We start from the raw sequence: 25,219 nt of genomic DNA on the forward strand, positions 1-25,219 counted from the left end.
AGTGCGCGCGAAGCCGTTCAAGCTCCAGCTGCCGGAGAAGCTCTGGTGGGACCACAACGCGTGGTACCGCCGGTGGCTGCTCCGGCAGTTGCCGTCACGGGTCCGTTCGGCGCTGGACGTCGGCTGCGGCCACGGCGTGCTGGCGCGGTCGATCCCGGCGGACGAGGTCACGGCCATCGACGCGAGCGAGCGCATGATCGAGCTCGCGAGCGCGACGAACAGCCGGGTGCGGTGGATCCGCGGTGACGTGCTGACCCACGACCTCGGGCGCTACGACGTCGTCACCGCCGAGGCGAGCCTGCACCACCTCCCGCTGCGCGAAGGTCTCGGCCGGCTCGCGGAGTTGACCGCGCCGGGCGGCACGCTGGTGGTCGTCGGGCTGTACCTCACGACGACGCCCGCGGACTGGGCGACGGAGGTGGTGACGTTGCCCGCGAACGCCCTCGTCGGTCTCGCGAAGGCCGTCACCGGCACCGCGGGCAAGCCGTACGACGTCGACATGCCGGTCGTGATGAACGCGCCGACGCTGGCCGAGATCCGCGCGGCGGCGGCCGAGATCGTTCCTGGCGCGCGGATCCGGCGGTGCCTGTTCTGGCGATATTCCATGGTGTGGCACTCACCCGAAGTTCATTAGCAGCACGAACGATCTGGTTTAGGCTGCGGGCATGGAGTTTCGACGTCTCGGCCGTAGCGGCTTGAACATCAGCGCGATCACGTACGGCAACTGGCTCACCCACGGTTCGCAGATCGAGGAGGACGCCGCCACCGCGTGTGTGCGTGCCGCCCTCGAAGCGGGCGTGAGCAGCTACGACACCGCCGACGTGTACGCGAACACAGCGGCGGAATCGGTGCTCGGACGCGCGCTGAAGGGCGAGCGCCGCGAGTCACTCGAAATCTTCACGAAGGTCTACTGGCCGACCGGACCGGGCGGCCCCAACGACCGCGGGCTCGGCCGCAAGCACATCATCGAGTCCGCGAACGCGTCCCTGAAGCGCCTGCAGACCGACTACGTCGACCTCTACCAGGCGCACCGGTGGGACGAGACGGTCCCGCTGGAAGAGACGATGACGGCCTTCGCGGACCTCGTCCGGCAGGGCAAGGTGCTCTACCTCGGTGTGTCGGAGTGGACGGCCGAGCAGATCTCCCGCGGCGCGGCACTCGCCCGTGAGCTGAACGTGCCGCTGGTCTCCCACCAGCCGCAGTACTCGATGTTGTGGCGCGTGATCGAGCCGCAGGTGATCCCTGCTTCCGAGCGTGAGGGGATCTCGCAGATCGTCTTCTCGCCGATCGCCCAGGGCGTCCTGACCGGCAAGTACCTGCCGGGCGCCGACCTCCCGGAGGGCTCGCGGGCGACCGACGAGCGCGGCTCGAAGATGATCGCCCGGTGGATGCGGGACGACGTCCTCACCGCCGTGCAGAACCTGAAGCCGATCGCCGAGGAGGCCGGGCTCACGCTGGCCCAGCTCGCGGTGGCGTGGGTGCTGCAGAACCCGAACGTCGCCTCCGCGATCATCGGCGCGTCGCGTCCCGAGCAGGTGACGGAGAACGTCAAGGCGGTCGGCGTGAAGCTCGACGCCGAACTGCTCAAGAAGATCGACACCGTGCTGGAGGGCCTCGTCACCGACGACCCGAGGCTCACCGCCCAGGGCTGAGTCAGCCGGCGGGGTGCAGGCTCATCGGGCCGTACACCTCGGACTCCGACCGCAGCAGCGTGACCTGTTCGACCCCGGCGTCGAGCAGGTCACGCCACTGGGCGCTGAACCAGTCCTCGGCCTCGCCCTGGTCGGTGAACATCACATCCGGGCCCGCGACGTCGCGTCCGTGTGCATCCTGGTACCTCCAGCGATATTCCACGGACGAAGGCTAACTCTTGTCACCTCGCACGCTCGTGCTCGGCGGAGCGCGTTCCGGCAAGTCAGCGCACGCGGAAGGCCTGCTCACCGAGCCGGTCGTGACCTACGTCGCCACGGCGCGCAGATATCCGGACGACCCCGACTGGGACGCGCGGATCGCCCAGCACGTCGCCCGCCGTCCGTCCACCTGGCACACGGTGGAGGCCTCGGCTCCGGCCGACCTGCCCGCCCTGCTCACCGCGACGCAGTACGAGGACCCGCCGATCCTGGTGGACGACCTGTCGACGTGGCTGGTCGGCGTGCTCGACGACGCGCAGGCGTGGGAGGGCGACCACGCGGACTCCATCACGCCGCACCTCGACCAGCTCGTGCGTTCGGTCGCCACGTGCCGGGCGCGCCTGGTGCTCGTGACGGCGGAGGTCGGCCTCGGCGTCATCCCGTCGACGCGCTCTGGCAGGCTCTTCCGCGATCACCTCGGTGCGCTCAACGCGCGCGTCGCCGAGGTGTGCGACGAGGTCACGCTCCTCGTCGCGGGCATCCCGTTGACACTGCGTTGATCACAAGCAGGGATAGGAGCGACCAGGTGAGCACCGAGTTCCCGTCGGTTGAACCGCCGGACGAGACCGTTCTGCGCGAGGCCGAGGCCCGGCACGCGGTGCTGACCAAGCCGGTCGGCTCGCTCGGACGGCTCGAGGAGCTGGGCAACTGGATCGCGGCCTGCCAGGGGGTCGTGCCGCCGAAGCCGTTCGTGCGGCCGCGCGTCGTCGTGTTCGCGGGCGACCACGGCATCACCGCCCAGGGCGTGTCGGCGTTCCCGAGCGAGGTGACCGGCCAGATGGTCACGAACTTCCTGACCGGCGGCGCCGCGGTGAACGTGCTCGCGCAGGTCGCGGGCGCCACGGTGCGCGTGGTCGACATGGCCGTCGACGCCGACACCCCGGCCGCCGTCAGCCAGCACAAGGTCCGGCGCTCGTCCGGGTCGATCGACCGCGAGGACGCACTCACCCGCGAGCAGTGCGAGCTCGCGATCGCGGCGGGCCGCGGGCTCGCCGACGAGGAGGTCGACGCGGGCGCCGACGTGCTCGTCGCCGGTGACATGGGCATCGGCAACACGACGCCCGCCGCCGTGCTGATCGCGTCGCTGACCGGCTCGGAGCCCGTCTCGGTCGTCGGGCGCGGCACCGGCATCGACGACCAGGCGTGGATGCGCAAGACGGCGGCGATCCGGGACGCGCTGCGCCGGGCCCGCCTGCAGATCAGCGACCCGGTGTCGTTGCTCGCGACGGCCGGTGGCGCCGACATCGCCGCGATGGCCGGGTTCCTGGCGCAGGCCGCCGTGCGGAAGACGCCGGTCGTGCTCGACGGCGTCGTCGTCGGTGCGGCCGCGGTCGTCGCCGAGGAGCTGGCGCCGGGTGCGCGGGCGTGGTGGGTGGCCGGGCACGAGTCGGCCGAGCCCGCGCACGCGATCGCGCTCGGGCACCTCAACCTGAAGCCGCTGCTGGAGTTCGGGATGCGGCTCGGTGAGGGCTCCGGCGCGGTGGCGGCGCTGCCGTTGCTGGTCTCGGCGGTGAAGGTGCTCGCGGAGATGGCGACGTTCGAGAGCGCCGGCGTCACGAACCGCGAGGACGCGCCCCAGACCGAGAAGAACGCGGACCAGACAAATGCGGACCAGACAAATGCGGGCCTGAAGAACGCGGGCGAGCAGAACGTGGTCCGCGAAGACGCGACCGACGAAGACGCGACCCCAGAAAACACGGTCCCGGAAAACACGGCTGGGTGAAGCTCGCCTTCTCCTGGCTGACGGTCCTGCCGCTGCGGGTCGCCGGCATCGAACACGGGGTCGACAAGCGAGCGGCAGGCCGGGCCATCGCCTGGACACCCGTCGTCGGCGTCGTCATCGGCGCGTTCGTCGTCGGCGTGCTGCACCTGCTCGCGATATCCAATATATCGGCGCTCGTGGCGGGGTTCCTGGTCGTCGGCGTCGTCGCGCTGTCGACACGCGGTATGCACCTCGACGGGCTCGCCGACGTCGCCGACGGGCTCGGTTGTTACGGGCCGCCGGAACGCGCGCTGAAGGTCATGAAGGACGGCGGCGCCGGACCGTTCGGCGTCGTCTCGCTGATCGTCGTGCTCGGCGCGCAGGCCGCCGCGCTCCCCCACGCCCACTGGGGTGTCGTGCTGCTCGCGTTCGCGACGAGCCGGGCGGCGTTCGGGATCTGCTGCCTGCGCGGTGTGCCCGCCGCACGGCCCGAGGGGCTGGGTGCGCTCGTTGCGGGCACACAGCACCCGTTGATGGTCATCGGCACGTGGGTGGTGCTCGCCGCGGCGGCGATTCCGCTCGGGTGGCGGGCGGTCGTCGCCGTCGTCGTCGCGTTCGCGCTCGTGTGGGTGCTGGTGAAGCACACCGGAAAGCGTTTCGGCGGCATCACCGGTGATGTGCTCGGTGCTGCCGCCGAAATCGCGCTTCTGGCCGTGCTGGTGATCGCCTGAAACGTCCAGGCTCAGGACTTGAGCGTGGTCATCCAGCCGTGGGTGTCGGCGACGGCGCCGTGCTGGAGGCCGGTCAGGCGCTCGCGCAGCTGCTTCGTCACCGAGCCGGTGCCGCCGTCGGCGACGTCGAACTCGCCACCGGCGTGCTTGACGTGGCCGACGGGCGTGATGACCGCCGCCGTGCCACAGGCGAAGACCTCGGTGAGCTCACCGGAGGCGTTGGCCTTCTCCCACTCGTCGGTCGAGATGCGGCGCTGCTCCACGGTCAGTCCGAGGTCGGAGGCCAGCTCCAGCAACGAGCTCCGGGTGATTCCGGGCAGCAGCGTGCCGGTCAGCTCCGGCGTGACCACCTTGTCCCCGAAGACGAAGAACAGGTTCATGCCACCCATCTCCTCGACCCAGCGGCGTTCCACCGCGTCGAGCCAGACGACCTGGTCGCAGCCCTTCTCGGCGGCCTGCGCCTGCGCCACGAGGGACGCGGCGTAGTTGCCGGCGAACTTGGCGGCGCCGGTGCCACCGGGAGCCGCGCGGACGTACTCGGTCGAGAGCCACACGCTCACCGGCTTGACGCCGCCCGCGAAGTAGGAGCCGGCGGGAGAGGCGATCAGCACGTAGAGGTACTCGGACGCGGGTCGCACGCCGAGGCCCTTCTCCGTGGAGATCATGAAGGGGCGCAGGTAGAGGGACTCCTCCGGGGCGGACGGCACCCAGCGGTCGTCGACCGCGAGGATCTGCCGCACGGACTCCAGGAAGAGCTCGTCGGGGAGTTCGGGCATCGCCATGCGGCGGGCCGACGCGCGGAAGCGCTCGGCGTTCGCCGCGGGGCGGAAGGACGCGATCGAACCGTCGGGCTGCCGGTAGGCCTTGAGCCCTTCGAAGATCGCCTGGCCGTAGTGCAGCACCATTGCCGCGGGGTCCAGTGCGAGGGTGGAGTACGGGCCGACTTCAGCGTCGTGCCAGCCCTTCTCGCGGTTCCAGCGGATCGTCACCATGTGGTCGGTGAAGTGCTGCCCGAAGCCCGGCTTGGCAAGTACCTCCGCTACGCGTTCCGGGGTCGCCGGGTGCGGGTGGGAGGTCCGGGTGAAAGGCAACGCGCTCGTCATGGGAGCACGGTAACCCGCAGGTCGGGATACGGAAAATCCACTTCCCAAAACTCGGACGTCCTACTAAGTCACACTCTATAGAGTCCCCGGACATGACCGAGCCGCAGCGATCATCAACGGGTGCCGACGTCCGCACCGTCTTACAGGCAGCACTGCTCGTCCTGGGCACCGGCATGACCCTCCTGGACGGCTGGGTCATCGGCGGCGTGGGCGGGGTCGTGCTCGCGGTCTTCCTCGCGATCTTCTTCCTGGCGACGTACTACGGCATCAGCAAGGACAAGCCGGCGACCAACGGCCGTGTCATCGGCCTTGCGGTGTGTGTTGTGGTGACGCTTCTCGTTTTCCTTTCATCGACGACCTGACGGACGCCGACAGGCCGATGAGGCCCGTGCCCACGCCCAGCCCCGCGAGGGAGATGAGCAGCGCGGGCACCGGCATGCTCATCGCGAGCAGCACGGAGAGCCCGAGTCCGAGGCAGGCCGTGCGCATGGGCCACGTGCGGTCGTTCTGCAGCAGCACGCGCGCCGACGCGTTCGTGAAGGCGTAGTAGAACAACGTCCCGCAGGCCGCCACGCCCAGCGCCAGGTCCAGCGGCATCAGCACGACCGCGAGCACGGAGGCGAAGGCCACGACGAGCGAGAGCGCGCCGGGCCGCAGGCGGGTCGGCAGGTCGCCGTCCTCGGCCAGGCCGGTCAGCGTGCGGTGCGCGGACGCGAGGACGAAGTGCAGCGCGGCCACACCGGCCACCGCCGCGGCGATCTGCACCAGCGGCACCAGCACCGCCGAGTCGGCCGCGACGAGCGCGTCCCGCAGCGGCGCCGGTGACAACGCGAGGCGCGCGCTGCCGAGCTGACGGAGCACACCGGCGCCCACGGCCAGGTAGACGGCGAACGACAGTCCGATGAGGACGGGGATCGCGATCTTCAGCACGGACGGCGGGTGCGGCCGCTCACCGCGGTGCGGGGCGGTGATCCGTTCGAAGCCCGCGAACGCCACGAACATCAGACCCGCGACGCCGACGAGCTCGTTGACGGTGCCGGCCTCCCCCGCCGACGGCACGGGCGCGATCGAGAAGCTCGCCGCGACGACCAGTGCCAGCACGACGAGGACGACCACCGACACCAGCACGCTGATGCCCGCGGTGAAGCGGAACCCGGCCGCGCCGAGCAGCGCCGTCGCGACGACGAGGGCGAGCGCGCCGATCATCGGCTGGTCCGGCACGACGTACGCGCCGAACATCAACGCCACCGCGGCGGCCATGGCGCCACGGCCGAGCAGGTGTGCGCTCGCCGTCATCCGTGCGGGCCACACGCCGAGCTGCGCGCGCACGTATCCGTAACCGCCGCCGACGTCCGGGTAAGCCCGTGACTGGTCAGCGGTGGAGAAGGCCGAGCACAGGGCGGCGAACGCGGAGATGGCCAGCGCCGGGAGCACCCACCAGCCCGCAAGACCTGCGGCGGGGACGAATCCGGCGAAGACCCCCGCTCCGAGCACCGCGGGAAGACCGAGCGCGACCGTCGTGACGATCTCGCGAGGCGTGTGGGTCACGCGTACACGTTCTCAGATGGGGCATCCGGCCGTAACCACCCGGTCGGTTGATGCGCGAAACGGGCGAATCGCCACTGTGCGCAACTGTGAACGTCACGGATTGCGTCGAACGTGGCGGGGCTGGGCATGGCTGGACCAATCCGACCTTTAGCATGGGTCACGATCCTGAGCCCCCGCACGCACAACCCTGGAGCAGCACGTGACAGCCCCGAAGCTGGCCCTCACCGAGGGTGACCTGAGCACCACCGCCGCGGACGCAGTCGTCGTGGGCACCCTGCAGGGTGCGGACGGTCTGGAGCTCGCCGCCGGTGCCGAAGCGGTCGCCGCCGCGTTCGACGGCGCGCTGCTCGACGTGCTCGCCACCCTGCGCGCGTCCGGCAAGGCCGACGAGCTGGTGAAGGTGCCGACCTTCGGCAAGATCGCCGCTCCGCTCGTGCTCGCCGTCGGCCTCGGCAAGACCGCGGGCGAGGAGCAGGTGCGCCGCGCGTCCGGTGTCGCCGCCCGCGCGCTCGGCGGCAAGAAGCGCGCGATCAACACGCTCGCCGCGCTGCACGTCGGTGCCGCGGCCGAGGGCACGCTGCTCGGCGCGTACTCGTTCACCGAGTACAAGTCCGACAAGGGTGAGGGCCCGGTCGCGAAGGTCGACCTGCACGCCGCCGGTTCCAAGGAGAACAAGGCCGCGCTGAAGGCCGCTGTCGCGATCGCCGAGTCCGTCGCCATCGCGCGCGACTTCATCAACACGCCGCCGAACGACCTGTACCCCGCCTCGTTCGCGGCCCGCGCGGAGAAGCTCGCCACCGCGGCCGGTCTCGACGTCGAGATCCTCGACGAGAAGGCCCTGAAGAAGCAGGGCTTCGGCGGCATCCTCGGCGTCGGCGTCGGCTCGACCCGCCAGCCGCGTCTCGTGCGCATCTCGTACAAGGGCACGAAGGCCGTCAAGAAGGTCGCGCTCGTCGGCAAGGGCATCACGTTCGACACCGGCGGCATCTCGATCAAGCCGGCCGCGGGCATGGACGAGATGACCTCGGACATGTCGGGCGCCGCCGCGATCGTCGCCACGATGGTGCTCGCCGCGAAGCTCAAGTACCCGCTGGAGATCATCGCGTCGGTCCCGATGGCGGAGAACATGCCGTCCGGTGACGCGTACCGCCCCGGCGACGTGCTGACCATGTACGGCGGCAAGACCGTCGAGGTGCTCAACACCGACGCCGAGGGTCGCCTGATCCTGTCCGACGCCATCGTGCGCGCGTGCGAGGACAACCCCGACTACCTGATCGAGACCGCGACCCTGACCGGCGCGCAGGTCGTCGCGCTGGGCAAGCGCACCTCGGGCGTCATGGGCTCCGACGAGTTCCGCGACCGCGTGGCCGCCATCGGCACCGCGGTCGGCGAGTCGGCGTGGCCGATGCCGCTGCCCGAGGAGCTGCGCGCGGACCTCGACTCGCGCCTCGCGGACCTCGCGAACGTCACCGGCCACCGCTGGGGCGGCATGCTCGCGGCGGGTCTGTTCCTGCGCGAGTTCGTGGCCGAGGGCGTGCAGTGGGCGCACATCGACATCGCCGGTCCGGCGTTCCACTCGGGTGGGCCGTACGGCTACACCTCGAAGGGCGGCACCGGTGTTCCGGTGCGGACCATCGCGGCCGTGCTGGCGGACATCGCGGCCAACGGCTGAGTTCGCTTCACGGACGGGCGGAGATCCTTCGGGGTCTCCGCCCGTTCTGCTCTTCAGGGCCACGGGAGGACGGTCAGCGACGGCCACTGCCGGCGCCAGCGGGAAGTCTTGGCCTCGTAGACGTCACGCGGCGCGAGCACGGGGTTGGGTCGGACGACGAGGTCGAACACGTCGGACAGGCCGTGCGGCGCGTAGACCCGCCACGTCCCGTCAGGGGCCACGCGCACCCCGACGCAGCACGTGGTGGCGGCGAACGAGTCGATGGCCGACTCGGTCGAGTCGTGGGGTGGGCACGGCACCCCGAACTTCTGCTCGTACCAGAGGTGGACGCGGGCCTCGTTGCGGATCTCGACCGTCGCGGGCAGGCCTGCGAACCGCTCGCGGCCGGTCCGGATGACCGCGTCCTCTGCTTCCCAGGACAGGTCGGTCGCGTCGAAGTAAAACAGGTCGTGGTCAAGAATCCCGTCCGCGGCGGGCCTGCCGGTCACGACGTTCCACACCGTCTGGACCACGCATCCCGCCGTCAGGTACCAGCCCGGCAGCCGCAGTTCGGCGGCTCGGGCGAGGACGTCGGTCAGCACCTCGTTGCGCGTCAGAACCGCTCGCAACGCTTCGACCTGTTCACCGACGGGCAACCTGCCCAGTCGCATGTCCGCTCTCCCCTGGGTGCGCGAATACCGCCGCAACTACCACCGATTCTCCCAGCCCGCGCGAGAAACGAAAGAAAGGCCGCGTCTCGTTCGGCCGGAAAAGACCTCGCCCGGAGGAATCGCGCGGAACCGCCGGTCGAACACCGCTAGGCGCCGGCGCGTGAGGAGAGGAGGATTTCCACATGGGGACGCATCGCTACGAGGCCGACGTCGTCTGGACCGGGAACACCGGGAGCGGGACTTCCGGGTACACGGCCTACGAGCGCGCGCACGAGATCCGGATCGAGGGCAAGGAGCCGATCCTCGGGTCGTCCGACCCGTCCTTCCGGGGTGACCGCGGCCGGTACAACCCCGAGGAGTTGCTGGTCGTGTCGTTGTCGCAGTGCCACATGCTCTGGTTCCTGCACCTCGCGTCCGTCAACGGCGTCGTCGTCACCGGCTACCGCGACCACGCGACCGGCACGATGACCGAGCACCCCGACGGGTCGGGGCGGATGACCGAGGTGTTGCTGAACCCGGTCGTCTCCGTCGCCGATCCGGACACCAGGGAGACCGCGCAGGCGTTGCACGAGAAGGCGCACTCGATGTGTTTCATCGCGGCCAGCGTCAACTTCCCCGTGCGGCACGAACCGACCGTGGTGTGAAAAGGGCTTGAGTCTCAAGCTGGTCGAGACAGCATGGTGGCCGTCATGAACGACGATCAGCTGTACCCCATCGGGGATGTCGCGCGCCGCACCGGAATGAGTGTGAGCGCCATCAGGTTCTACGCGGACGAGGGCGTTGTGCCGCCCACCGGGCACACCGATGGCGGGTACCGGCTCTACGACGTCGAGGCGATCGCGCGGCTGGAGTTCGTGCGGACCTTGCGCGATCTCGGGGCGAGCGTCGAGGACGTGCGGCGGGTGCTGGCCGACGAGACGTCGTTGCACGACCTCGCGAGCGCGCATCTCGTGATCGTCGAACAGCAGCTGCGGCAACTGAAAGCCCGGCGCGCCGTGTTGCGGACCGTCGTGAGTCAGGGCAGCACCGCACGGCAGACCGCGTTGATGCACGAGCTCGTCTCACTGTCCGATGAGGACCGTGAGCTGTTGCTCGACGGTTTCTGGCACGAGATCACGGACGGGCTGGCGGTGCACCCCGCGTTCACCGAGCACCTGCACCGGTTGCGGCCCGTGCTGCCAGAGGAGCCGGAGACCGAGCAGTTGCAGGCGTGGATCGAACTCGCGGACCTGGTGCGGGACGCGGACTTCCGCGCTGAGGTGCGGCGGTTCTTCCACACCTCCTTCGCCGCACCGGAGGCGGCACGGGTGACGTCGCCGGAGGTGATGGCGCGCGTCGAGGAGCACCGGCTGGTCGAGGTCGAGGCGTGGGAGGCGGAACGGTCCGGAGTGGAGCCCGGATCGCCGCGCGGGCGTGAGATCGGCGGGCGGTTGCTCGCCTCGCTCGCCGGGCTGACCGGGTCCGCGCCCGCGGAGTTGAAGCGGTCGGTGCGTGAGCCCGACCCGGTCGTGGACCACCACGCGAAGAAGGCCGTCGCGGAGTTCGAGGGCGTGCTGGAGCGGTACGTGTCGCTGATGGCGACGATCAACCCGGTGGCGGACGAGATCGGCACCGGCGCGAGCGAGGCCTGGATCGCCGAGGCGATCCAGGCGGTCTAGCCGTTGCCCAGTTTCTTCTGCCGCGCCGTGTAGTCGCGCATGCGCTTGGGGTAACCGACGATGCCGGCGTCGTAGATCGGCATGCCGAGTTTGCGTGCGAACGACTTCGCGGCGTCCGGCGACGCGACCCTGCGGCGGGTCCACTCGCCGTCGTGAGCGACCAGGACCACAGTGGTTTCGGTCACCGTGGTCTTCGGTTCCACATAGGCCTCGACGCCCTGGCGGCTCTTGGTCCACTGCTCCAGGTGACTCGTGTCCTGGTTGGAGGCGGTACGCAGCACACCTGGGCGTGGCTTCCTGCGGAAACGGTCGAACAGCCCCATCGGGCACCTCCTGTGGCTTGCCACCTCCATGGTGCCAGGAAAGGGTGTTATGAGTAGGTGAATGATCAGGATTCGGAGGCGGTGTCCCCATGCCGGATCACCGCGCTTCGGCTACTAGTGACAAGATGGCCGCGTACCTCGCGCGCACCCGCGCGTAGTAAGTAATCCCGAGGAGATCCGAAGTGACTTCGCCGGAACTGGAGTCGGCCACCAACGCCGATCTCGTCATCCTCGGCGGTGGTTCAGGTGGCTACGCCTGCGCGTTCCGCGCGGCCGAGCTGGGCCTGTCCGTCGTCCTGGTCGAGAAGGACAAGCTGGGTGGCACGTGCCTGCACCGCGGCTGCATCCCGACCAAGGCGCTGCTGCACGCGGCCGAGGTCGCGGACAACGCCCGCGAAGGCGACCAGTTCGGTGTGAAGAGCTCGCTCGAAGGCATCGACATCAACGGCGTCAACTCGTACAAGGACGGCGTGATCTCGCGGCTCTACAAGGGCCTGCAGGGTCTCGCGAAGGCCAACAAGGTCACCTTCGTCGAGGGCGCCGGCACGTTCGTCGGCCCGAACACCGTCGAGGTGAACGGCCAGCGCTACACCGGCAAGAACGTGGTCCTCGCGACCGGTTCGTACGCCCGCAGCCTGCCGGGTCTCGACATCGGCGGCCGGGTCGTCACCAGCGACCAGGCGCTCAACCTCGACTTCATCCCCGAGAAGGTCGTCGTCCTCGGCGGCGGCGTCATCGGTGTGGAGTTCGCGAGCGTGTGGCGTTCGTTCGGCGCCGACGTGACCATCGTCGAGGCCCTGCCCCGCCTGGTCCCTGCCGAGGACGAGTACGCGTCCAAGCAGCTGGAGCGCGCGTTCCGCAAGCGCGGCATCAAGTTCAAGACCGGCGTGAAGTTCACCGGCGCCACCCAGACCGACACGACCGTGTCCGTCACGCTGGAGAACGGCGACGTCCTCGACGCCGACCTGCTGCTCGTCGCGGTCGGCCGCGGCCCGAACAGCGCGGGTCACGGCTACGAGGAGGCCGGCGTCAAGATCGAGCGCGGCTTCGTCGTCACCGACGAGCGCCTGCGCACGAACCTGCCGAACGTGTACGCCGTCGGCGACATCGTGCCCGGCCTGCAGCTCGCGCACCGCGGTTTCCAGCAGGGCATCTTCGTGGCCGAGGAGATCGCGGGCCAGAACCCGAAGGTCATCGACGAGGCGGGCATCCCGCGCGTCACCTACTGCAAGCCCGAGGTCGCCTCCGTCGGTCTCACCGAGGCCGCGGCCAAGGAGAAGTACGGCTCGGCCGAGACGTTCGTCTACGACCTCGCGGGCAACGGCAAGAGCCAGATCCTCAAGACCGCCGGTGGCGTCAAGCTCGTCAAGGCCCCCGACGGCCCGGTCGTCGGCATCACCCTGGTCGGCGAGCGCGTCGGCGAACTCATCGGTGAAGCACAGCTGATCTACAGCTGGGAGGCTTTCCCCGAGGACGTGGCTCCGCTGATCCACGCCCACCCGACCCAGACTGAAGCCCTCGGCGAGGCGTTCCTCGCCCTGGCCGGCAAGCCGCTGCACGTGCACGGCTGACCGTTCCCCACACAAAGTCAGCCACACGAGAGCACGAGGAGTCAGCGAACAATGGCCTTCTCCGTCCAGATGCCCGCACTCGGTGAGAGCGTCACCGAGGGCACGGTCACCCGGTGGTTGAAGCAGGAAGGCGACCGGGTGGAGGTGGACGAGCCGTTGCTCGAGGTCTCCACCGACAAGGTCGACACCGAGATCCCGTCCCCGGCGGCCGGCGTCCTGCAGAAGATCGTCGCGCAGGAGGACGACACCGTCGAGGTCGGCGGCGAGCTCGCGGTCATCGGTGACGGCGACGCCGCTCCGGCCGAGCCCGCGCCCGCCCCGGCGCAGGAGTCCGCCCCCGAGCCCGAGCCGCAGCAGACGCAGCCGTCGGGCCAGCAGCCTTCCGAGGAGGCGCAGGAGGCCCCGGCCCCCGCGCAGTCCGGTGGCTCTGCCGAGGGCACCGACGTCACGATGCCCGCGCTCGGCGAGTCCGTCACCGAGGGCACCGTCACCCGCTGGCTGAAGCAGGTCGGCGACAGCGTCGAGGTCGACGAGCCGCTGCTCGAGGTCTCGACCGACAAGGTCGACACCGAGATCCCGTCGCCGGTCGCGGGCACGCTGCTCGAGATCAGCGCCGGTGAGGACGAGACCGTCGAGGTCGGTGGCAAGCTCGCCGTCATCGGTTCGGGCAGCCCGCAGTCGGCGCCCGCGCCGGAGTCGAAGCCCGAGCCGAAGCAGGAGGCCCCGGCCCCCGCTCCGAAGCAGGAAGAGGCGCCGAAGCAGCAGGCACCGGCTCCGCAGGCGGCTCCGGCTCCTCAGGCCGCGCCCGCTCCCGCCGCCGCTTCGTCCAGCGACGACGCGAACGGCACGCCGTACGTCACGCCGCTCGTGCGCAAGCTCGCGTCGGAGAACGGCATCGACCTGGGCTCGCTCAAGGGCACCGGCGTCGGTGGCCGCATCCGCAAGCAGGACGTGCTCGCCGCCGTCGAGGCCAAGAAGGCCCCGGCTCCGGCACCGGCCGCCGCTGCTCCGGCCGCGTCCGCTCCCGCCGCTCGCACCGCCGCCCCGGCCGCGGCCGACAACTCGGGCAAGCGCGGCACCGTGCAGAAGCTCCCGCGTCTGCGTCAGATCGTCGCGCAGCGCACGCGTGAGTCGCTGCAGCAGTCGGCGCAGCTCACCCAGGTGTTCGAGGTCGACGTGACCAAGATCGCCCGGCTGCGCAACCAGGCCAAGAAGGCGTTCGAGGCTCGCGAGGGCGCGAAGCTCACGTTCCTGCCGTTCTTCGCCAAGGCCGCCATCGAGGCCCTCAAGGCCCACCCGGTGCTCAACGCGTCGATCGACGAGGAGCGCAAGGAGGTCACCTACCACGGTGCCGAGCACCTCGGTCTGGCGATCGACACGGAGCGCGGCCTGCTCAACGCCGTGATCCACAACGCCGGTGACCTGAACCTGTCGGGCATCGCCCACAAGATCGGTGACCTGGCGGCGCGCGCCCGTTCGAACAAGCTCACGCCGGACGAGCTCGCCGGTGGCACGTTCTCGCTGACCAACCTCGGCAGCAACGGCGCCCTCTTCGACACCCCGATCATCCAGCAGCCGCAGGTCGGCATCCTGGGCGTCGGCGTCGTCAAGAAGCGCGCGGTCGTCATGACCGACGAGGACGGCAACGACACCATCGCGATCCGCTCGATGATGTACCTCGCGCTCACCTACGACCACCGCCTGGTCGACGGTGCCGACGCGGGCCGCTTCCTCACGACGGTCAAGAACCGTCTTGAGGAGGGCGCGTTCGAGGCCGACCTCGGTCTCTGACTGCACGCTGAACAGTACTGATATCCGATATATCGGATATCGCAGAAGTGTGACCTGAAGGCCACCCCGGTTTGCCGGGGTGGCCTTCGGCACATCCTGGGTCCGATATGTCAGGAGTGACTGTGCAGGTGATGTCACCGTGGGGAACGATCTAGGTATGCGAGTCGTCATCGCGGGATCGTCGGGCCTGATCGGAACGAGCCTGGTGGCGTCCATGCGCGCCGCCGGCCACGAGGTGCTGCGGCTGGTGCGCCGCAAGGCCGCCGCGCCGGACGAACGCGGCTGGGACCCGTACGCCGGGCGCATCGACGACGGCACGTTCGACGGCGTCGACGCCGTCGTCAACCTGTGCGGCGCGGGCATCGGCGACAAGCGCTGGGACGACGCCCGCAAGCAGGTGCTGCACGACAGCCGCGTCGTGCCGGCCGAGGTGCTGTCCGCCGCGGTCGTCGAGCACGGCGTGCCCGCGCTGGTGAGCTCGTCGGGCGCCCACTTCTACGGCGACACCGGCTCGACGCTCGCGGACGAGGACGCGCCGGGCGGTCACACGTTCATGTCGCGGCTGACCCAGGACTGGGAGGCGGCGACGTCCGCGGCCCAGGACGCCGGCGTCCGCGTCGTGCTGATGCGCACCGCTGTCGTCATCTCCCCGTCGGGTGGTGTGTTCGGCCGGTTGAAGCCGGTCTTCCAGTTCTTCCTGGGCGGCAAGCTCGGGACCGGTGAGCAGTTCTTCCCGTGGGTGTCGCTGGACGACGTCGTGTCCGCCTACCGGTTCGTCGTAGAGCACGACGACGTCCGCGGGCCGGTCAACGTCGCGGGCCCGACGCCGGTGACGAACGCCGAGTTCACCAAGGCGGTCGGGAACGCGCTGAGCAGGCCGACGCCGTGGACGGTGCCGGCGTTCGCGCTGAAGACGTTGCTCGGCGGCGAGATGGCGCAGGAGCTGCTGCTCACCGGCCCCGGCCTGACGCCGAAGGTGCTGGAGAGCCGCGGGTTCCACTTCCTGCACCCGGCGCTGCCGTCCGCACTGACCGCGGCGGTCGCATGACGCGTGCGGTCGCCGCGGTGCTCGTGATCTCGTGGATCCTCCTGGGGCTCCCCGAGATGACCGGTCTCGACGTGTGGGTGCACGACGTGCTTCCCCGGCCGGAGTGGCTGCGGACGGCGGCGTTCGCGATCGGCCTGGTGCTGGGGCCGACGATCGGCTGGGCGTTCGCGGCCGTGTTGTTCGTGCTCGCCTGGAAGCGGCGCGACCCGCGGCTGTGGAAGGCGCTGGCGCTGCACACGATCTGCTGCGCGACCCTGCTGACGCGGTTCCTGTTCGACCGCGTGCGGCCCATCGAGTACCACCTGCCCAGCTACCCGAGCGGGCACACGGTCGCGGTCGCGTCGGTCGGGTTCACGATGGTCGTGCTGCTGAAGCGCGGCGTGCTGTGGGCCGTGCTCGCGGTGCTGGTGGCGGGGTTCGCGAGGATCGTGCTGGAGATGCACTGGGTCACCGACGTCGTCGGCGCCGTGCTGGGTGTGACGGGCGTCGGGCTCTTGGCCGCGATGCTGCTGGGGTTGGTAACGTCGGGTCGTGAACTCGTGTCGCACCACGTCAGACCCCGTCGTCATCCGTGAGCTGGGGCTCATCGACTACATGGCGGCGTGGGACCTCCAGAAGGAAGTCGCGGAGGCACGCGCGACCGGCGTCGGCCCCGACACGCTCCTGCTGCTCGAACACCCGCCCGTCTACACGTGCGGCAAGCGCACCCTCGACGAGGAGCGCCCGCGCGGCGGCAGCACCCCGGTCATCGACGTCGACCGCGGCGGCAAGATCACCTGGCACGGTCCCGGCCAGCTGGTCGGGTACCCGATCGTCAAGCTCGCCGACCCGATCGACGTCGTCGACTACGTGCGTCGCGTCGAGCAGGGCCTGATCGACGTGTGCGACAAGCTGGGCGTGCACACCGGCCGGGTCGAGGGCCGCAGCGGCGTGTGGATCCCCGCCGACGACCGGGGTCCGGAGCGCAAGGTCGCCGCCATCGGCATCCGCGTGCAGCGCGGCGTGACCATGCACGGCTTCGAGATCAACTGCAACGCGAGCCTTGAGGCGTTCGGCGACATCATCCCGTGCGGCATCGCCGACGCGGGCGTCGCTTCTCTCTCGCACGAGCTGGGTCGCGACGTCACCGTCGCCGAGGTCCTGCCGCTCGCCCGTGACTCCGTGCTCGCGGCGCTCGACGGAAAGCTCCCCCTGACGGACCGCACTTTGACCCGCACTGGCCCCGTCGCGGCGGGTATCACCTTCGCTAGCATTCCGTAGCCCTGCGGCGGGGAGCCGCAGGCTCGCGGAGGAGGGTGCGTCGTGAGCTTGTCCCGACGCCAGTTGTTCGCTGCTGCCGGAATCACGGCACTGGCAGGTGGAATCAGTTCGAACGGGCCGGTGGCAGTGGCGGAGACAGCCGCCGCTCCCGTGCGGACGTGGTCCGGTGAGATCCAGGTCGGCGAGTGGGAGCGCTACTACCTCGGCCTCGACGGCGGCGCGCACCAGAAGGCTCTCGCCGCGTTGGGCATCGCGCACCGCGACGGCGTCCGCGCCGACGAGCAGTACCTGGTGGTACCGGTCGAGTCCGTGCGGCGGGCCGCGCTGGAGTTCGGTGACCACTCCGCCGCCGACGTGCTGCGCGACCGCTTCGACCTCGACTCGCCGTCGATGCTCGGGCGCGGTCTGAAGGTCGTGCTCGGCCAGGACGGGCTGGAGAAGCGCTACCTCGACGACCCCGCCCTTCAGCTGCGATATATCGGATATCGGCGGCGCTTCGCGGGCTACGTGCTGCCGATGCCGGCGGCAGTGCGCAAAGCGCTCGCCTGATATCCGATATCCAGAATCCGATATATCAGAGCTGGGGCACCACGTCCGACGCGACCTCGGTGATGTGGTCGAGGTCGGCCAGGTCGAGGACCTGCAGGTATACGCGCTGCACACCGGTCGCGTCACGCCACGCGCCGATGCGGTCGACGACCTCGGCGGGGGTGCCGGCCAGGCCGTTCTCCTTGAGCTCACCGACCTCGCGGCCGATCGCCTCGGCGCGGCGGGCGACGTCGGCGTCGGTGCGGCCGACGCACGCGACGAGCGCGACGGAGCGGGTGAGCTCCTCCGGGTCGCGGCCGATCTCCTCGCACGCGGCGTCGACGCGGGCGAACTGCTCAACGGCGGCGTCGATGCCGACGAACGGCAGGTTGAACTCGGTCGCGTAGGACGCGGCCAGCGCCGGGGTGCGCTTGGCGCCCATGCCGCCGATCAGCAGCGGGACGCGGTCCTGCGCGGGCTTGGGCAGCGCGGGCGAGTCGGTCAGCGCGTAGTGCTTGCCCTCGAACGAGAACGTGCCGCCGAGCGGGGTCTCCCACAGGCCGGTGATGATCGCGACCTGTTCCTCGTAGCGCTCGAAGCGCTCCCCCAGCGACGGGAACGGGATGCCGTAGGCGTTGTGCTCCGCCTCGTACCAGCCGGCGCCGATGCCGAGCTCCACGCGGCCACCGGACATCTGGTCGACCTGGGCGACGCTGATGGCCAGCGGTCCGGGGTGGCGGAACGTCGCGGCGGTCATCAGCGTGCCGAGGCGGATCGTCGACGTGTCGCGGGCGAGGCCGGCGAACGTGATCCACGGGTCGGTCGGGCCGGGCAGCCCTTCGACGGACCCCATCTTGAGGTAGTGGTCGGAGCGGAAGAAGGCGCCGTAGCCGGCGTCCTCGGCCGTCCGCGCCACGCGGAGCAGGTCGTCGTAGCTCGCCCCCTGCTGGGGCTCGGTGAAGATGCGCAGTTCCACGAAGACCAAATCTAGTCGCTGGAAAACCGCGGTGCAGGAACGGCCGCGCCTTCCTGCGTGAACACCCCGCGCGCCACCAGGTGCGGGTGCGAGGCGGCCTCCTGCAGCGTGAGCACCGGAGTCACGCAGGCGTCCGAGGAGGCGAAGACCTCGGACCACTCGTCGCGCGTCCGGGTCAGGAACACCTCGGCGAACGTCTTGCGCAGCAACGGCCACGAGTCGCGGTCCATCTGCGCGGGGAGTTCGACGGCCGAGAGCCCCAGACCGGACAACAGCAGCGCGTAGAACTGCGGCTCCAACGACCCCACGGCGACGGACCGGCCGTCCGCGCACTCGTAGATCGAGTAGAACGGGCACCCGCCGTCGAGCAGGTTCGAGTCCGGCGCGTCCTCCCACACCGACTGCGCCCTCATCGACCAGATCATCTGCGCCAGCGACGCCACGCCGTCGACGATCGCCGCGTCCACGACCTGGCCGCGGCCGGTGCGCTGCCGTTCCCACAGCGCCGCCAGCACCCCGAGCACCAGGTACAGCGAGCCGCCGCCGAAGTCGCCGACGAGGTTCAGCGGCGGCTTGCCGATCGCGTGCAGCATCCCTGTCACCGACAGGTAGTTGATGTCGTGGCCGGCGCGCTGCGCGAGCGGGCCGTCCTGGCCCCAGCCCGTCATCCGCGCGTAGACCAGTCCGGGGTTGACCGCCAGGCAGTCGGACGGCCCGAGGCCGAGCCGTTCCAGCACGCCGGGGCGGAAGCCCTCGATCACCACGTCGGCCGACGAGATCAGCGACAGCACGGCGGCACGGCCCTCGGCGGACTTGAGGTCCGCGGCCACCGAACGCCTGCCGCGCAACAGGAAGTCGCGGGAGGCGTCCGGCACCACGGACAGACCGCCGGACGGACGCTCGACGCGCGTGACCTCCGCGCCGAGGTCCGCCAGCAGCATCGCGCCGTGCGGACCGGGACCGATGCCGCCGAACTCGACGACCTTCAGCCCGTGCAGAGGTCCCATCAGGCTTCGCTGGAGGCCACGAACGACAGGCGCGGGCCGAAGATCGCGCCGGACGACTCGGCCAGGCCACGCATCGCCTTGGCGTGGTTGCCGAAGTCCGGGTGGGCCAGTGCCGCGCGCAGGGCGTCGGCGCTCTCCCACAACGCGATGTTGACGTAGGACGCCGGGTCGTCGAGCTGGCGCGACAGCGTGTACTGGATCAGGCCCGGCTGCTCGCGCAGGAAGGCCGCCGTCTCGTCGAAGGCCTTCTCGAACTCCTCGGGGTCACCGGTGAGCGTGAAGCGGTTGACGAACGTGATCATGACGTGGCTCCTCGCGGAAAACGGTGTGCGACTGGGAAAAACTCTGCACACCGCCTCTTGAGACGTGCTCAAGGAACGCCCGCCAAGCTCGGCTCATGCGCATCATCGATCTGTCTTCCCACATTGACGCATCCGCGTACGAAGCGGACCCGGTGACGCACGAGGTGCTCACGGCCGCCCAGGGCGCGGAACACATGGCCGAGCAGCTCAAGGCGCGGCTCGGCATCGAGTTCGACGTCTCCGTGCTGCGGGACTCCGAGTTCCTGACGCTGGACCGGATCAGCCTGACCTCCCACACCGGCACGCACGTGGACGCGCCGTCGCACTACGGCTCGAAGACCACGTACGGCAACGGGATCCCGCGCCACATCGACGAGATGCCGCTGGAGTGGTTCCACAACCCCGGCGTGAAGCTCGACGTCCGCGGCCACGGCACCGGCGTCATCGGCGTCGAGGTGCTGGAGAAGGAGTTCGCCCGCATCGGTTACACGCCGAAGCCGATGGACATCGTCATCCTCGACACCGGCGCCGCCGAGCACGCGGGCACCCAGACCTACTTCACCGACTACACCGGCCTCGACGGTCCCGCCACGAACTTCCTGCTGGACCTCGGGGTCAAGGTGATCGCGACCGACGCGTTCAGCCTCGACGCGCCGTTCCCGGACATCGTCAAGCGCTACCTGCAGACCAAGGACGAGAGCGTGCTGTGGCCCGCGCACTTCGCCGGCCGCGACCGCGAGTACTGCCAGATCGAACGCCTGGCGAACCTGGAGGCGTTGCCGGACTTCGGGTTCACCGTCGTCGCGTTCCCGGTGAAGATCAAGGGCGCGGGCGCGGGCTGGACCAGGGCCGTCGCGCTCCTCGACGACTGACACCACGCGAACGTTCGTTTCGAACCCGCTCTCAAGTGAGAGCTGAATCACCGTACTTACCTTGGAAAGTATGGATGACAACGAGTTCTACCCACCGGAGTCCGAAGACCACATCGTCCGCGGCATCGACTAGTGGCGAGTCACACCACTGGATGACCGCCAAAGGGCCGCCCTCACACCAGAGGGCGGCCCTTTTATACGTCCCTAGACCAGACGGGCGCGAGCGGTCTCCACGGAGTCCGAGGCGTCCAGCAGCGGCAGCACCTGGGAAGCCCCGTGCCGCACCGCCTTCGTGCGCCGCGCGAACGACGTCAGCGTCTGCCCGGGACCGGCCTCGACCAGCAGCACGTCGTACATCGCGAGCAGGTCGTTCAGCGCCGGTCCGAAGTAGACGGCGTCGGTCAGCTGCCGCGTCCAGAACCGGGCGGACCTGGCGTCGTGCTCGGTCATCAACGTGCCCGTGTACCCGGAGTACACCGGCATCTCCGGCGCCCGCGGCGACACGTTCCACGCCGCCAGCGCCTCGTCCACGGCGGGCTGCATCGCCGGGCTGTGGAACGGCGTGGTGGCCGGTACGGTCACGACGATGAACTCGTCCGCCTCCAGCCGGGCGCGCACCTCGGCGAGCGGCGCGTCCGAGCCGGCCAGCATGGTCTGCCGGGCGGAGTTCACGGCCGCGATCGCCACATCGCCTTGCAGGTACGGCAGCATCTCGGCCTCGGAGGCCGCCACCGCCAGCATGCCGCCGGACGGGATCGACACGGCCGACACCACCCGGTCGCGCACCAGTGAGACCGCTTCCTCCAACGAGAACACGCCCGCCAGGGTCGCCGCGACGACCTCGCCGGCGGAGTGCCCGATCAACGCGACGGGCTTCACGCCCCACGACAGGACCGTGCGCCCCAGCGCGTAGTCGATCGCGAACAGCAACGGCTGCGCGCGCGACACGTGGTCGACGTCGGCACCGGAAAGCCAGTCGTCACAGGCGATCGAGCCCACCTCGCCGAACAGCTCGAACACCTCGTCGACCACCGAGGTGAACACCGCGTCCGTGCCGTACAGGGAGGCCGCCATCCGCGGGTACTGCGACCCCTGCCCGGGAAACATCAGTGCTACGTCCACAAGTTGCCTCCAGAAAAGGCTCAAGGGCCGTGAAGACGAGCTTCACGGCCCTTGAGGCACGACATCACCTGTACTCGCGAACCACCATGGCGGAGTTGAAGCCGCCCTTGCCGCGGCCGAGCACCAGAGCGGCCTTGATCTTGCCGTGCCGCGCCTCGTTCAGCACGAGGTCGAGCTCGTACTCCGGCACGACGTTCTCGACGTTGACGGTCGGCGGGATCGCGCTCCAGTAGATGGAGAGGATCGCCGACGCCACGTCCAGGGACCCACCACCGGCGAAGAGCCTGCCGGTCATGGTCTTCGGGGCCGTCACCGGCACGCCGTACGGCCCGAAGATGCCCTTGATCGCCTCGGCCTCCGCCTTGTCGAGCTCGGGGATGCCCGCCGCGTCGGCGAACACCACGTCGATCTCGGAGGCGTCCATGCCGGCGTCGCGCAGCGCCAGTTCGGCCGCCCGCTTGAGGCCCGGCTCCCGCGACGGCATCCGCGAGTCGAACGTCGAGGCGTACCCGACGATCTCGCCGTAGATGCGCGTCCCCGGACGCTCGGCCGCCGACTCCGGCGTCTCCAGCACCATGATCGCGCCGCCCTCACCCGCGACGTACCCGGAGGCGTCGCGGTCGAACGGCAGGTAGGCGCGCCTCGGGTTGTTGTTGCGCGACAGGTTGCCCGAAGCCTGGTGGGCGACCCACGCCCACGGGCACAGGGACGAGTCCATGCCGCCCGTGAGTGCGAGCTGGACGCCCTTGCGCAGCTGGCGCCGCGCGTGCCCGATGGAGTCGATGCCACCGGCCTGCTCCGACACGACGACCGCGCCGGGGCCGCGCGTGCCGTGCCGGATGGAGATCTGGCCCGTGTTGACCGCGTAGAACCACGCGAACGACTGGTACGCCGAGACGTACTCCGGACCCTGGTGCCACAGCTTCTGCAGTTCGCGCTGTCCGAACTCGTACCCGCCCGCCGTCGCCGCGGTGATCACCGCGATGTCGGTGTCCGGGATGTCGTTGGGCTGCACGCCCGCACCACGCAACGCCCAGTCCGTGCCGACCAGCGTCAGCCGCGTCATGTGGTCCGTCTGCGGCAGCAGGCGGCCCTGCAGGTGCCGCCCTGCCTCGAAGCCAGGCACCTCACCGGCGATCTTCGCCCAGTAGTTCGCGCTGTCGAACCGGGTGATCGGCTTGATCGCCGCCTCCCCGTGCAGGGTCGCCCGCCAGTACGCGGTCGGCCCCAGCCCGTTCGGCGACGCGATGCCGATTCCCGTCACCACCGCCCGAGTCACCGGCCTGCCCCTTCCACCTTCTTGAGCACCATGGCGCTCTGGAATCCACCGAAACCACTGCCCACGGTCAGCACCGTGTTGACCTTCTTCTCCCGCGCGACCAGCGGCGTGTAGTCGAGGTCGCACTCGGGGTCCGGCTCGTGCAGGTTCGCCGTCGGCGGGATGAGGTCCTGTTCGAACGCCAGCAGCGAGCCGACGATCTCCAGCGAACCGATCGCGCCCAGCGAGTGCCCGATCATGGACTTGAAGCCCGACACCGGCGTCTTGTACGCGTGCGCACCGAGCGAGCGCTTGAACGCCGCCGTCTCGTGCAGGTCGTTCTGCTTGGTGCCCGACCCGTGCGCGTTGATGTAGCCGACGTCCGTGGCATCCGCCCGCGCCTGCTTCAGCGCGATGTTGATGGCGTCGGACATCTCGATGCCCTCGGGGTGCAGGCCCGTCATGTGGTAGGCGTTGCACCGCGAGGCGAAGCCGCCGATCTCACCGTAGATGTGGGCGCCGCGGGCACGGGCGTGCTCCAGCTCCTCCAGCACGATGATCGCGCAACCCTCGCCCAGCACCAGGCCGTCGCGGGTCTTGTCGAACGGCCGGCACGCCGTGGTGGGGTCGTCGTTGCGGGTGCTCGACGCGCGGATCACGTCGAAGCACACCACGGTGATCGGGGAGAGCGGGGCCTCGGTGCCGCCGGTGACGACGACGTCCGCGGAGCCCTCCATGATCAGCTCGGCGGCGTAACCGACCGAGTCGAGGCCGGAGGTGCAGCCCGTGGAGACCACGGAGACCGGGCCTTCCGCGCCGACCGTCCACGCCAGCTCCGTCGCCATCGAGGACGGCGTGAAGTAGTCGTAGAGGTGCGGGACGGCGTAGGACTGGTCGACCTCCCAGTAGCGGCCCCGGTCGGAGCCGACGATGAACTCGCGCTCCAGCGAGGTCGTGCAGCCGACGGCGGTGCCCAGAGAGACACCGATGCGGCCGGGGTCGAGCTGGTCGAACTCGATGCCCGAGTCGGACATCGCCTCACGACCCGCGACGACCGCGAACTGCGCGGCCCGGTCGAGCCGGCGGATCTCCTGCGGTGTCAGGCCTTCGCGCACTGGATCGAAATCTGCTTCCCCCGCCATGCGGGAGCGGTACGGAGACGCGTCGAAGTGCGTGATGTTCCGAGTCGCCGTACGTCCTTCGGACAGCAGTTTCCAATACGCCTTCGTTCCGATGCCACCAGGTGCGACCACGCCCACCCCGGTGATGACGGCGCGACGACTCATCGGACACCTCCAATCGCCTTCTGTGCGGACACGGTCTGCTCCAATCTCGGACAGGGCACGGGAGCGACACCTGTTTCTGCCGAATGAACCGATGGTGAAACGGCCCGATCGAGGCCACCTCGAACGACGGCGTAGAACCCCTGCACGAGGTTCGCCCCCGCATCGGCCGCGAACAGCTGCTTCGCCGCCGATCCACCGTCGTCGTGACATCCGAACCCCAGGGGCACACCGGTCTGCGCGACCGTCTCGGTGATCTCCCCGATCTGGTCCGGCCACAGCTTGCCCGCCGTGTCGTGCAGCACCACGGTGTCCGCCCCTGCCTCCGCGGCTGTCAGCACGACCTCCAAAGCGTGTTCGGGGTCGACCAGCCAGCCGTCGAAGAAGTCCCGCGCCTCGACGATCACTCGCCGTTCGGCGCGCACGAGTCGGCGCACGGCTTCCCGGAGGACCGAAAGGCCGTGCCCCTGAACAACTACCGCCACCGCCGGCGTTTCCGCGGCGAGCAGTGCGGTGAGGTCCTCCGCACCGCCGGAGGCGACGAGGGTGGCGGTCCGCAGCCGGAGCTCGATCGCCGCCCGGTGGTAGAACGCCCTGGTGGGCCTTCCCCCGTCGACGAACGCGACACCGAGCGCGTCGAGGCGCCGCGCCGCGGCCAGTCTGTCCGAAATGGACCTACCGGTGCGGCGCAGCGAGATGTCGTAGAGCTTCATCCCTAGAACCCCGACAGCAGTACGCGGGAGGCCTCGATCTCCTGCGCGCAGGGCACCAGGTCGGACGGGCACCCCTTGCGCTGGTGTTCGAGCGCGGCCTTCTCCAGGTACATGGAGACCACGTAGAGCCCGTTGCGGCTCGCGGCACGGGCCGCGGCGGTCAGCAGATCGACTCCGGCCAACCCCATCGC

Annotated in this window: 29 protein-coding genes; 16 read left to right on the forward strand and 13 right to left on the reverse strand. The window is 69.9% G+C overall.

Annotated elements, in window-relative coordinates; genetic code table 11:
• Position 1: 1 nt before the first annotated feature.
• Positions 2–634: a class I SAM-dependent methyltransferase gene (locus ACFWN2_RS24520; RefSeq protein ID WP_382430974.1), complete on the forward strand. Its 633-nt coding sequence runs from the start codon at positions 2–4 to the stop codon at positions 632–634.
• 31 nt (positions 635–665) lie between these two features.
• Positions 666–1,652: an aldo/keto reductase family protein gene (locus ACFWN2_RS24525; RefSeq protein WP_382430976.1), complete on the forward strand. Its 987-nt coding sequence runs from the start codon at positions 666–668 to the stop codon at positions 1,650–1,652.
• A gap of 1 nt (position 1,653) precedes the next feature.
• Here ACFWN2_RS24525 and ACFWN2_RS24530 read toward each other — a convergent pair whose 3' ends face one another.
• Positions 1,654–1,854, reverse strand: coding sequence for a hypothetical protein (locus ACFWN2_RS24530; RefSeq protein WP_382430978.1), 201 nt, complete (start codon positions 1,852–1,854; stop codon positions 1,654–1,656).
• Positions 1,855–1,870: 16 nt separating this feature from the next.
• Here ACFWN2_RS24530 and cobU point away from each other — a divergent pair, with 16 nt between their 5' ends.
• Genes cobU through ACFWN2_RS24545 form a run of 3 tightly spaced genes read left to right on the forward strand, consistent with a single transcriptional unit; the run spans position 1,871 to position 4,343 of the window.
• Positions 1,871–2,410 (forward strand): bifunctional adenosylcobinamide kinase/adenosylcobinamide-phosphate guanylyltransferase, encoded by a 540-nt coding sequence (gene cobU, locus ACFWN2_RS24535; protein WP_382430980.1) that lies wholly within the window; start codon positions 1,871–1,873, stop codon positions 2,408–2,410.
• 26 nt (positions 2,411–2,436) lie between these two features.
• Positions 2,437–3,633 carry a nicotinate-nucleotide--dimethylbenzimidazole phosphoribosyltransferase gene (gene cobT, locus ACFWN2_RS24540; RefSeq protein ID WP_382430982.1) on the forward strand — a complete coding sequence of 399 codons (1,197 nt, stop codon included), beginning with the start codon at positions 2,437–2,439 and terminating at the stop codon, positions 3,631–3,633.
• The gene (locus tag ACFWN2_RS24545; RefSeq protein ID WP_382430984.1) at positions 3,630–4,343 is read left to right on the forward strand and encodes an adenosylcobinamide-GDP ribazoletransferase; all 714 of its coding nucleotides are present in this window, start codon (positions 3,630–3,632) and stop codon (positions 4,341–4,343) included. The genes cobT and ACFWN2_RS24545 overlap by 4 nt, the downstream gene beginning before the upstream one ends.
• An 11-nt stretch (positions 4,344–4,354) precedes the next feature.
• On the opposite strand, the gene ACFWN2_RS24550 is transcribed toward ACFWN2_RS24545, so the two are convergent.
• A complete protein-coding gene (locus tag ACFWN2_RS24550; RefSeq protein ID WP_382430986.1) occupies positions 4,355–5,446 on the reverse strand; it encodes a branched-chain amino acid aminotransferase in 1,092 nt (363 codons plus the stop codon).
• A 92-nt stretch (positions 5,447–5,538) separates the two neighbouring features.
• Between ACFWN2_RS24550 and ACFWN2_RS24555 the strand changes: the two genes are divergently transcribed.
• Positions 5,539–5,808, forward strand: coding sequence for a hypothetical protein (locus ACFWN2_RS24555; RefSeq protein WP_382430988.1), 270 nt, complete (start codon positions 5,539–5,541; stop codon positions 5,806–5,808).
• Here the strand turns inward: ACFWN2_RS24555 and ACFWN2_RS24560 are convergent.
• A complete protein-coding gene (locus ACFWN2_RS24560) occupies positions 5,747–6,994 on the reverse strand; it encodes an APC family permease (protein ID WP_382430990.1) in 1,248 nt (415 codons plus the stop codon). The genes ACFWN2_RS24555 and ACFWN2_RS24560 overlap by 62 nt on opposite strands.
• Positions 6,995–7,193: 199 nt before the next feature.
• On the opposite strand from ACFWN2_RS24560, the gene ACFWN2_RS24565 reads away from it, so the two are divergent.
• Positions 7,194–8,666, forward strand: coding sequence for a leucyl aminopeptidase (locus ACFWN2_RS24565; protein ID WP_382430992.1), 1,473 nt, complete (start codon positions 7,194–7,196; stop codon positions 8,664–8,666).
• A gap of 53 nt (positions 8,667–8,719) precedes the next feature.
• On the opposite strand, the gene ACFWN2_RS24570 is transcribed toward ACFWN2_RS24565, so the two are convergent.
• Entirely contained in the window at positions 8,720–9,316 is a 597-nt protein-coding gene (locus tag ACFWN2_RS24570) for a nucleotidyltransferase family protein (RefSeq protein WP_382430994.1), read from the reverse strand.
• A 182-nt stretch (positions 9,317–9,498) separates the two neighbouring features.
• Between ACFWN2_RS24570 and ACFWN2_RS24575 the strand changes: the two genes are divergently transcribed.
• Positions 9,499–9,960: an OsmC family protein gene (locus ACFWN2_RS24575; protein WP_382430996.1), complete on the forward strand. Its 462-nt coding sequence runs from the start codon at positions 9,499–9,501 to the stop codon at positions 9,958–9,960.
• Positions 9,961–10,005: 45 nt separating this feature from the next.
• Positions 10,006–10,974, forward strand: a complete 969-nt coding sequence (locus tag ACFWN2_RS24580; protein WP_382430998.1) for a MerR family transcriptional regulator — start codon at positions 10,006–10,008, stop codon at positions 10,972–10,974.
• Here ACFWN2_RS24580 and ACFWN2_RS24585 read toward each other — a convergent pair.
• Entirely contained in the window at positions 10,971–11,297 is a 327-nt protein-coding gene (locus ACFWN2_RS24585) for an oxidoreductase (protein WP_382431000.1), read from the reverse strand. The two genes, ACFWN2_RS24580 and ACFWN2_RS24585, sit on opposite strands and share 4 nt — an antisense overlap.
• 182 nt (positions 11,298–11,479) lie before the next feature.
• Between ACFWN2_RS24585 and lpdA the strand changes: the two genes are divergently transcribed.
• The 6 genes from lpdA to ACFWN2_RS24615 all read left to right on the forward strand — a co-directional run bounded on the left by lpdA (position 11,480) and on the right by ACFWN2_RS24615 (position 17,516).
• Complete coding sequence (gene lpdA / locus ACFWN2_RS24590) at positions 11,480–12,868, forward strand: dihydrolipoyl dehydrogenase (protein WP_382431002.1); 1,389 nt, start codon at positions 11,480–11,482, stop codon at positions 12,866–12,868.
• Positions 12,869–12,919: 51 nt separating this feature from the next.
• On the forward strand, positions 12,920–14,659 hold the full coding sequence (gene sucB / locus ACFWN2_RS24595) for a 2-oxoglutarate dehydrogenase, E2 component, dihydrolipoamide succinyltransferase (protein ID WP_382431004.1): 1,740 nt from the start codon (positions 12,920–12,922) through the stop codon (positions 14,657–14,659).
• Between the two features lie 157 nt (positions 14,660–14,816).
• Entirely contained in the window at positions 14,817–15,707 is an 891-nt protein-coding gene (locus tag ACFWN2_RS24600; protein WP_382431006.1) for a TIGR01777 family oxidoreductase, read from the forward strand.
• A complete protein-coding gene (locus ACFWN2_RS24605) occupies positions 15,704–16,282 on the forward strand; it encodes a phosphatase PAP2 family protein (RefSeq protein ID WP_382431008.1) in 579 nt (192 codons plus the stop codon). Before ACFWN2_RS24600 ends, ACFWN2_RS24605 begins: the two co-directional genes overlap by 4 nt.
• Positions 16,239–16,967 carry a lipoyl(octanoyl) transferase LipB gene (gene lipB / locus ACFWN2_RS24610; RefSeq protein ID WP_382431010.1) on the forward strand — a complete coding sequence of 243 codons (729 nt, stop codon included), beginning with the start codon at positions 16,239–16,241 and terminating at the stop codon, positions 16,965–16,967. Before ACFWN2_RS24605 ends, lipB begins: the two co-directional genes overlap by 44 nt.
• A 42-nt stretch (positions 16,968–17,009) precedes the next feature.
• Positions 17,010–17,516, forward strand: coding sequence for a hypothetical protein (locus ACFWN2_RS24615; protein WP_382431012.1), 507 nt, complete (start codon positions 17,010–17,012; stop codon positions 17,514–17,516).
• Positions 17,517–17,541: 25 nt separating this feature from the next.
• On the opposite strand, the gene ACFWN2_RS24620 is transcribed toward ACFWN2_RS24615, so the two are convergent.
• From ACFWN2_RS24620 to ACFWN2_RS24630, 3 genes are read right to left on the reverse strand one after another with little or no spacing between them, the layout of a single operon-like run.
• Positions 17,542–18,471 (reverse strand): LLM class F420-dependent oxidoreductase, encoded by a 930-nt coding sequence (locus ACFWN2_RS24620; RefSeq protein WP_382431014.1) that lies wholly within the window; start codon positions 18,469–18,471, stop codon positions 17,542–17,544.
• An 11-nt stretch (positions 18,472–18,482) separates the two neighbouring features.
• Positions 18,483–19,481 carry a CaiB/BaiF CoA transferase family protein gene (locus ACFWN2_RS24625; protein ID WP_382431194.1) on the reverse strand — a complete coding sequence of 333 codons (999 nt, stop codon included), beginning with the start codon at positions 19,479–19,481 and terminating at the stop codon, positions 18,483–18,485.
• Complete coding sequence (locus tag ACFWN2_RS24630; protein ID WP_382431016.1) at positions 19,478–19,780, reverse strand: antibiotic biosynthesis monooxygenase family protein; 303 nt, start codon at positions 19,778–19,780, stop codon at positions 19,478–19,480. Before ACFWN2_RS24630 ends, ACFWN2_RS24625 begins: the two co-directional genes overlap by 4 nt.
• Positions 19,781–19,875: 95 nt before the next feature.
• On the opposite strand from ACFWN2_RS24630, the gene ACFWN2_RS24635 reads away from it, so the two are divergent.
• The gene (locus ACFWN2_RS24635) at positions 19,876–20,652 is read left to right on the forward strand and encodes a cyclase family protein (protein WP_191303149.1); all 777 of its coding nucleotides are present in this window, start codon (positions 19,876–19,878) and stop codon (positions 20,650–20,652) included.
• Between the two features lie 204 nt (positions 20,653–20,856).
• Here the strand turns inward: ACFWN2_RS24635 and ACFWN2_RS24640 are convergent, their stop codons facing one another.
• From ACFWN2_RS24640 to ACFWN2_RS24660, 5 genes are all read right to left on the reverse strand, one after another.
• Complete coding sequence (locus ACFWN2_RS24640) at positions 20,857–21,774, reverse strand: acyltransferase domain-containing protein (RefSeq protein ID WP_382431018.1); 918 nt, start codon at positions 21,772–21,774, stop codon at positions 20,857–20,859.
• 64 nt (positions 21,775–21,838) lie between these two features.
• Complete coding sequence (locus ACFWN2_RS24645) at positions 21,839–23,053, reverse strand: ketosynthase chain-length factor (RefSeq protein WP_382431020.1); 1,215 nt, start codon at positions 23,051–23,053, stop codon at positions 21,839–21,841.
• Positions 23,050–24,318 carry a beta-ketoacyl synthase gene (locus ACFWN2_RS24650; protein ID WP_089922472.1) on the reverse strand — a complete coding sequence of 423 codons (1,269 nt, stop codon included), beginning with the start codon at positions 24,316–24,318 and terminating at the stop codon, positions 23,050–23,052. The genes ACFWN2_RS24645 and ACFWN2_RS24650 overlap by 4 nt, the downstream gene beginning before the upstream one ends.
• Positions 24,315–25,028: a hypothetical protein gene (locus ACFWN2_RS24655; RefSeq protein ID WP_382431022.1), complete on the reverse strand. Its 714-nt coding sequence runs from the start codon at positions 25,026–25,028 to the stop codon at positions 24,315–24,317. The genes ACFWN2_RS24650 and ACFWN2_RS24655 overlap by 4 nt, the downstream gene beginning before the upstream one ends.
• A gap of 2 nt (positions 25,029–25,030) precedes the next feature.
• The gene (locus ACFWN2_RS24660; protein ID WP_382431024.1) at positions 25,031–25,216 is read right to left on the reverse strand and encodes a hypothetical protein; all 186 of its coding nucleotides are present in this window, start codon (positions 25,214–25,216) and stop codon (positions 25,031–25,033) included.
• Between the last annotated feature and the right edge of the window lie 3 nt (positions 25,217–25,219).

It is taken from the genome of Lentzea sp. NPDC058436 (assembly GCF_042721515.1).
In the GTDB taxonomy this organism is placed as follows: Bacteria; Actinomycetota; Actinomycetes; order Mycobacteriales; family Pseudonocardiaceae; genus Lentzea.

Bases quoted from the DNA above. Each gene is read 5' to 3' on its own strand.
- ACFWN2_RS24525 (WP_382430976.1), top strand. From the start codon at position 666: ATGGAGTTTCGACGTCTCGGCCGTAGCGGCTTGAACATCAGCGCGATC.
- ACFWN2_RS24550 (WP_382430986.1), bottom strand. From the start codon at position 5,446: ATGACGAGCGCGTTGCCTTTCACCCGGACCTCCCACCCGCACCCGGCG.
- ACFWN2_RS24555 (WP_382430988.1), top strand. From the start codon at position 5,539: ATGACCGAGCCGCAGCGATCATCAACGGGTGCCGACGTCCGCACCGTC.
- ACFWN2_RS24570 (WP_382430994.1), bottom strand. From the start codon at position 9,316: ATGCGACTGGGCAGGTTGCCCGTCGGTGAACAGGTCGAAGCGTTGCGA.
- ACFWN2_RS24575 (WP_382430996.1), top strand. From the start codon at position 9,499: ATGGGGACGCATCGCTACGAGGCCGACGTCGTCTGGACCGGGAACACC.
- ACFWN2_RS24580 (WP_382430998.1), top strand. From the start codon at position 10,006: ATGAACGACGATCAGCTGTACCCCATCGGGGATGTCGCGCGCCGCACC.
- ACFWN2_RS24585 (WP_382431000.1), bottom strand. From the start codon at position 11,297: ATGGGGCTGTTCGACCGTTTCCGCAGGAAGCCACGCCCAGGTGTGCTG.
- sucB (WP_382431004.1), top strand. From the start codon at position 12,920: ATGGCCTTCTCCGTCCAGATGCCCGCACTCGGTGAGAGCGTCACCGAG.
- ACFWN2_RS24600 (WP_382431006.1), top strand. From the start codon at position 14,817: ATGCGAGTCGTCATCGCGGGATCGTCGGGCCTGATCGGAACGAGCCTG.
- ACFWN2_RS24605 (WP_382431008.1), top strand. From the start codon at position 15,704: ATGACGCGTGCGGTCGCCGCGGTGCTCGTGATCTCGTGGATCCTCCTG.
- ACFWN2_RS24630 (WP_382431016.1), bottom strand. From the start codon at position 19,780: ATGATCACGTTCGTCAACCGCTTCACGCTCACCGGTGACCCCGAGGAG.
- ACFWN2_RS24635 (WP_191303149.1), top strand. From the start codon at position 19,876: ATGCGCATCATCGATCTGTCTTCCCACATTGACGCATCCGCGTACGAA.
- ACFWN2_RS24650 (WP_089922472.1), bottom strand. From the start codon at position 24,318: ATGAGTCGTCGCGCCGTCATCACCGGGGTGGGCGTGGTCGCACCTGGT.
- ACFWN2_RS24655 (WP_382431022.1), bottom strand. From the start codon at position 25,028: ATGAAGCTCTACGACATCTCGCTGCGCCGCACCGGTAGGTCCATTTCG.
- ACFWN2_RS24660 (WP_382431024.1), bottom strand. From the start codon at position 25,216: ATGGGGTTGGCCGGAGTCGATCTGCTGACCGCCGCGGCCCGTGCCGCG.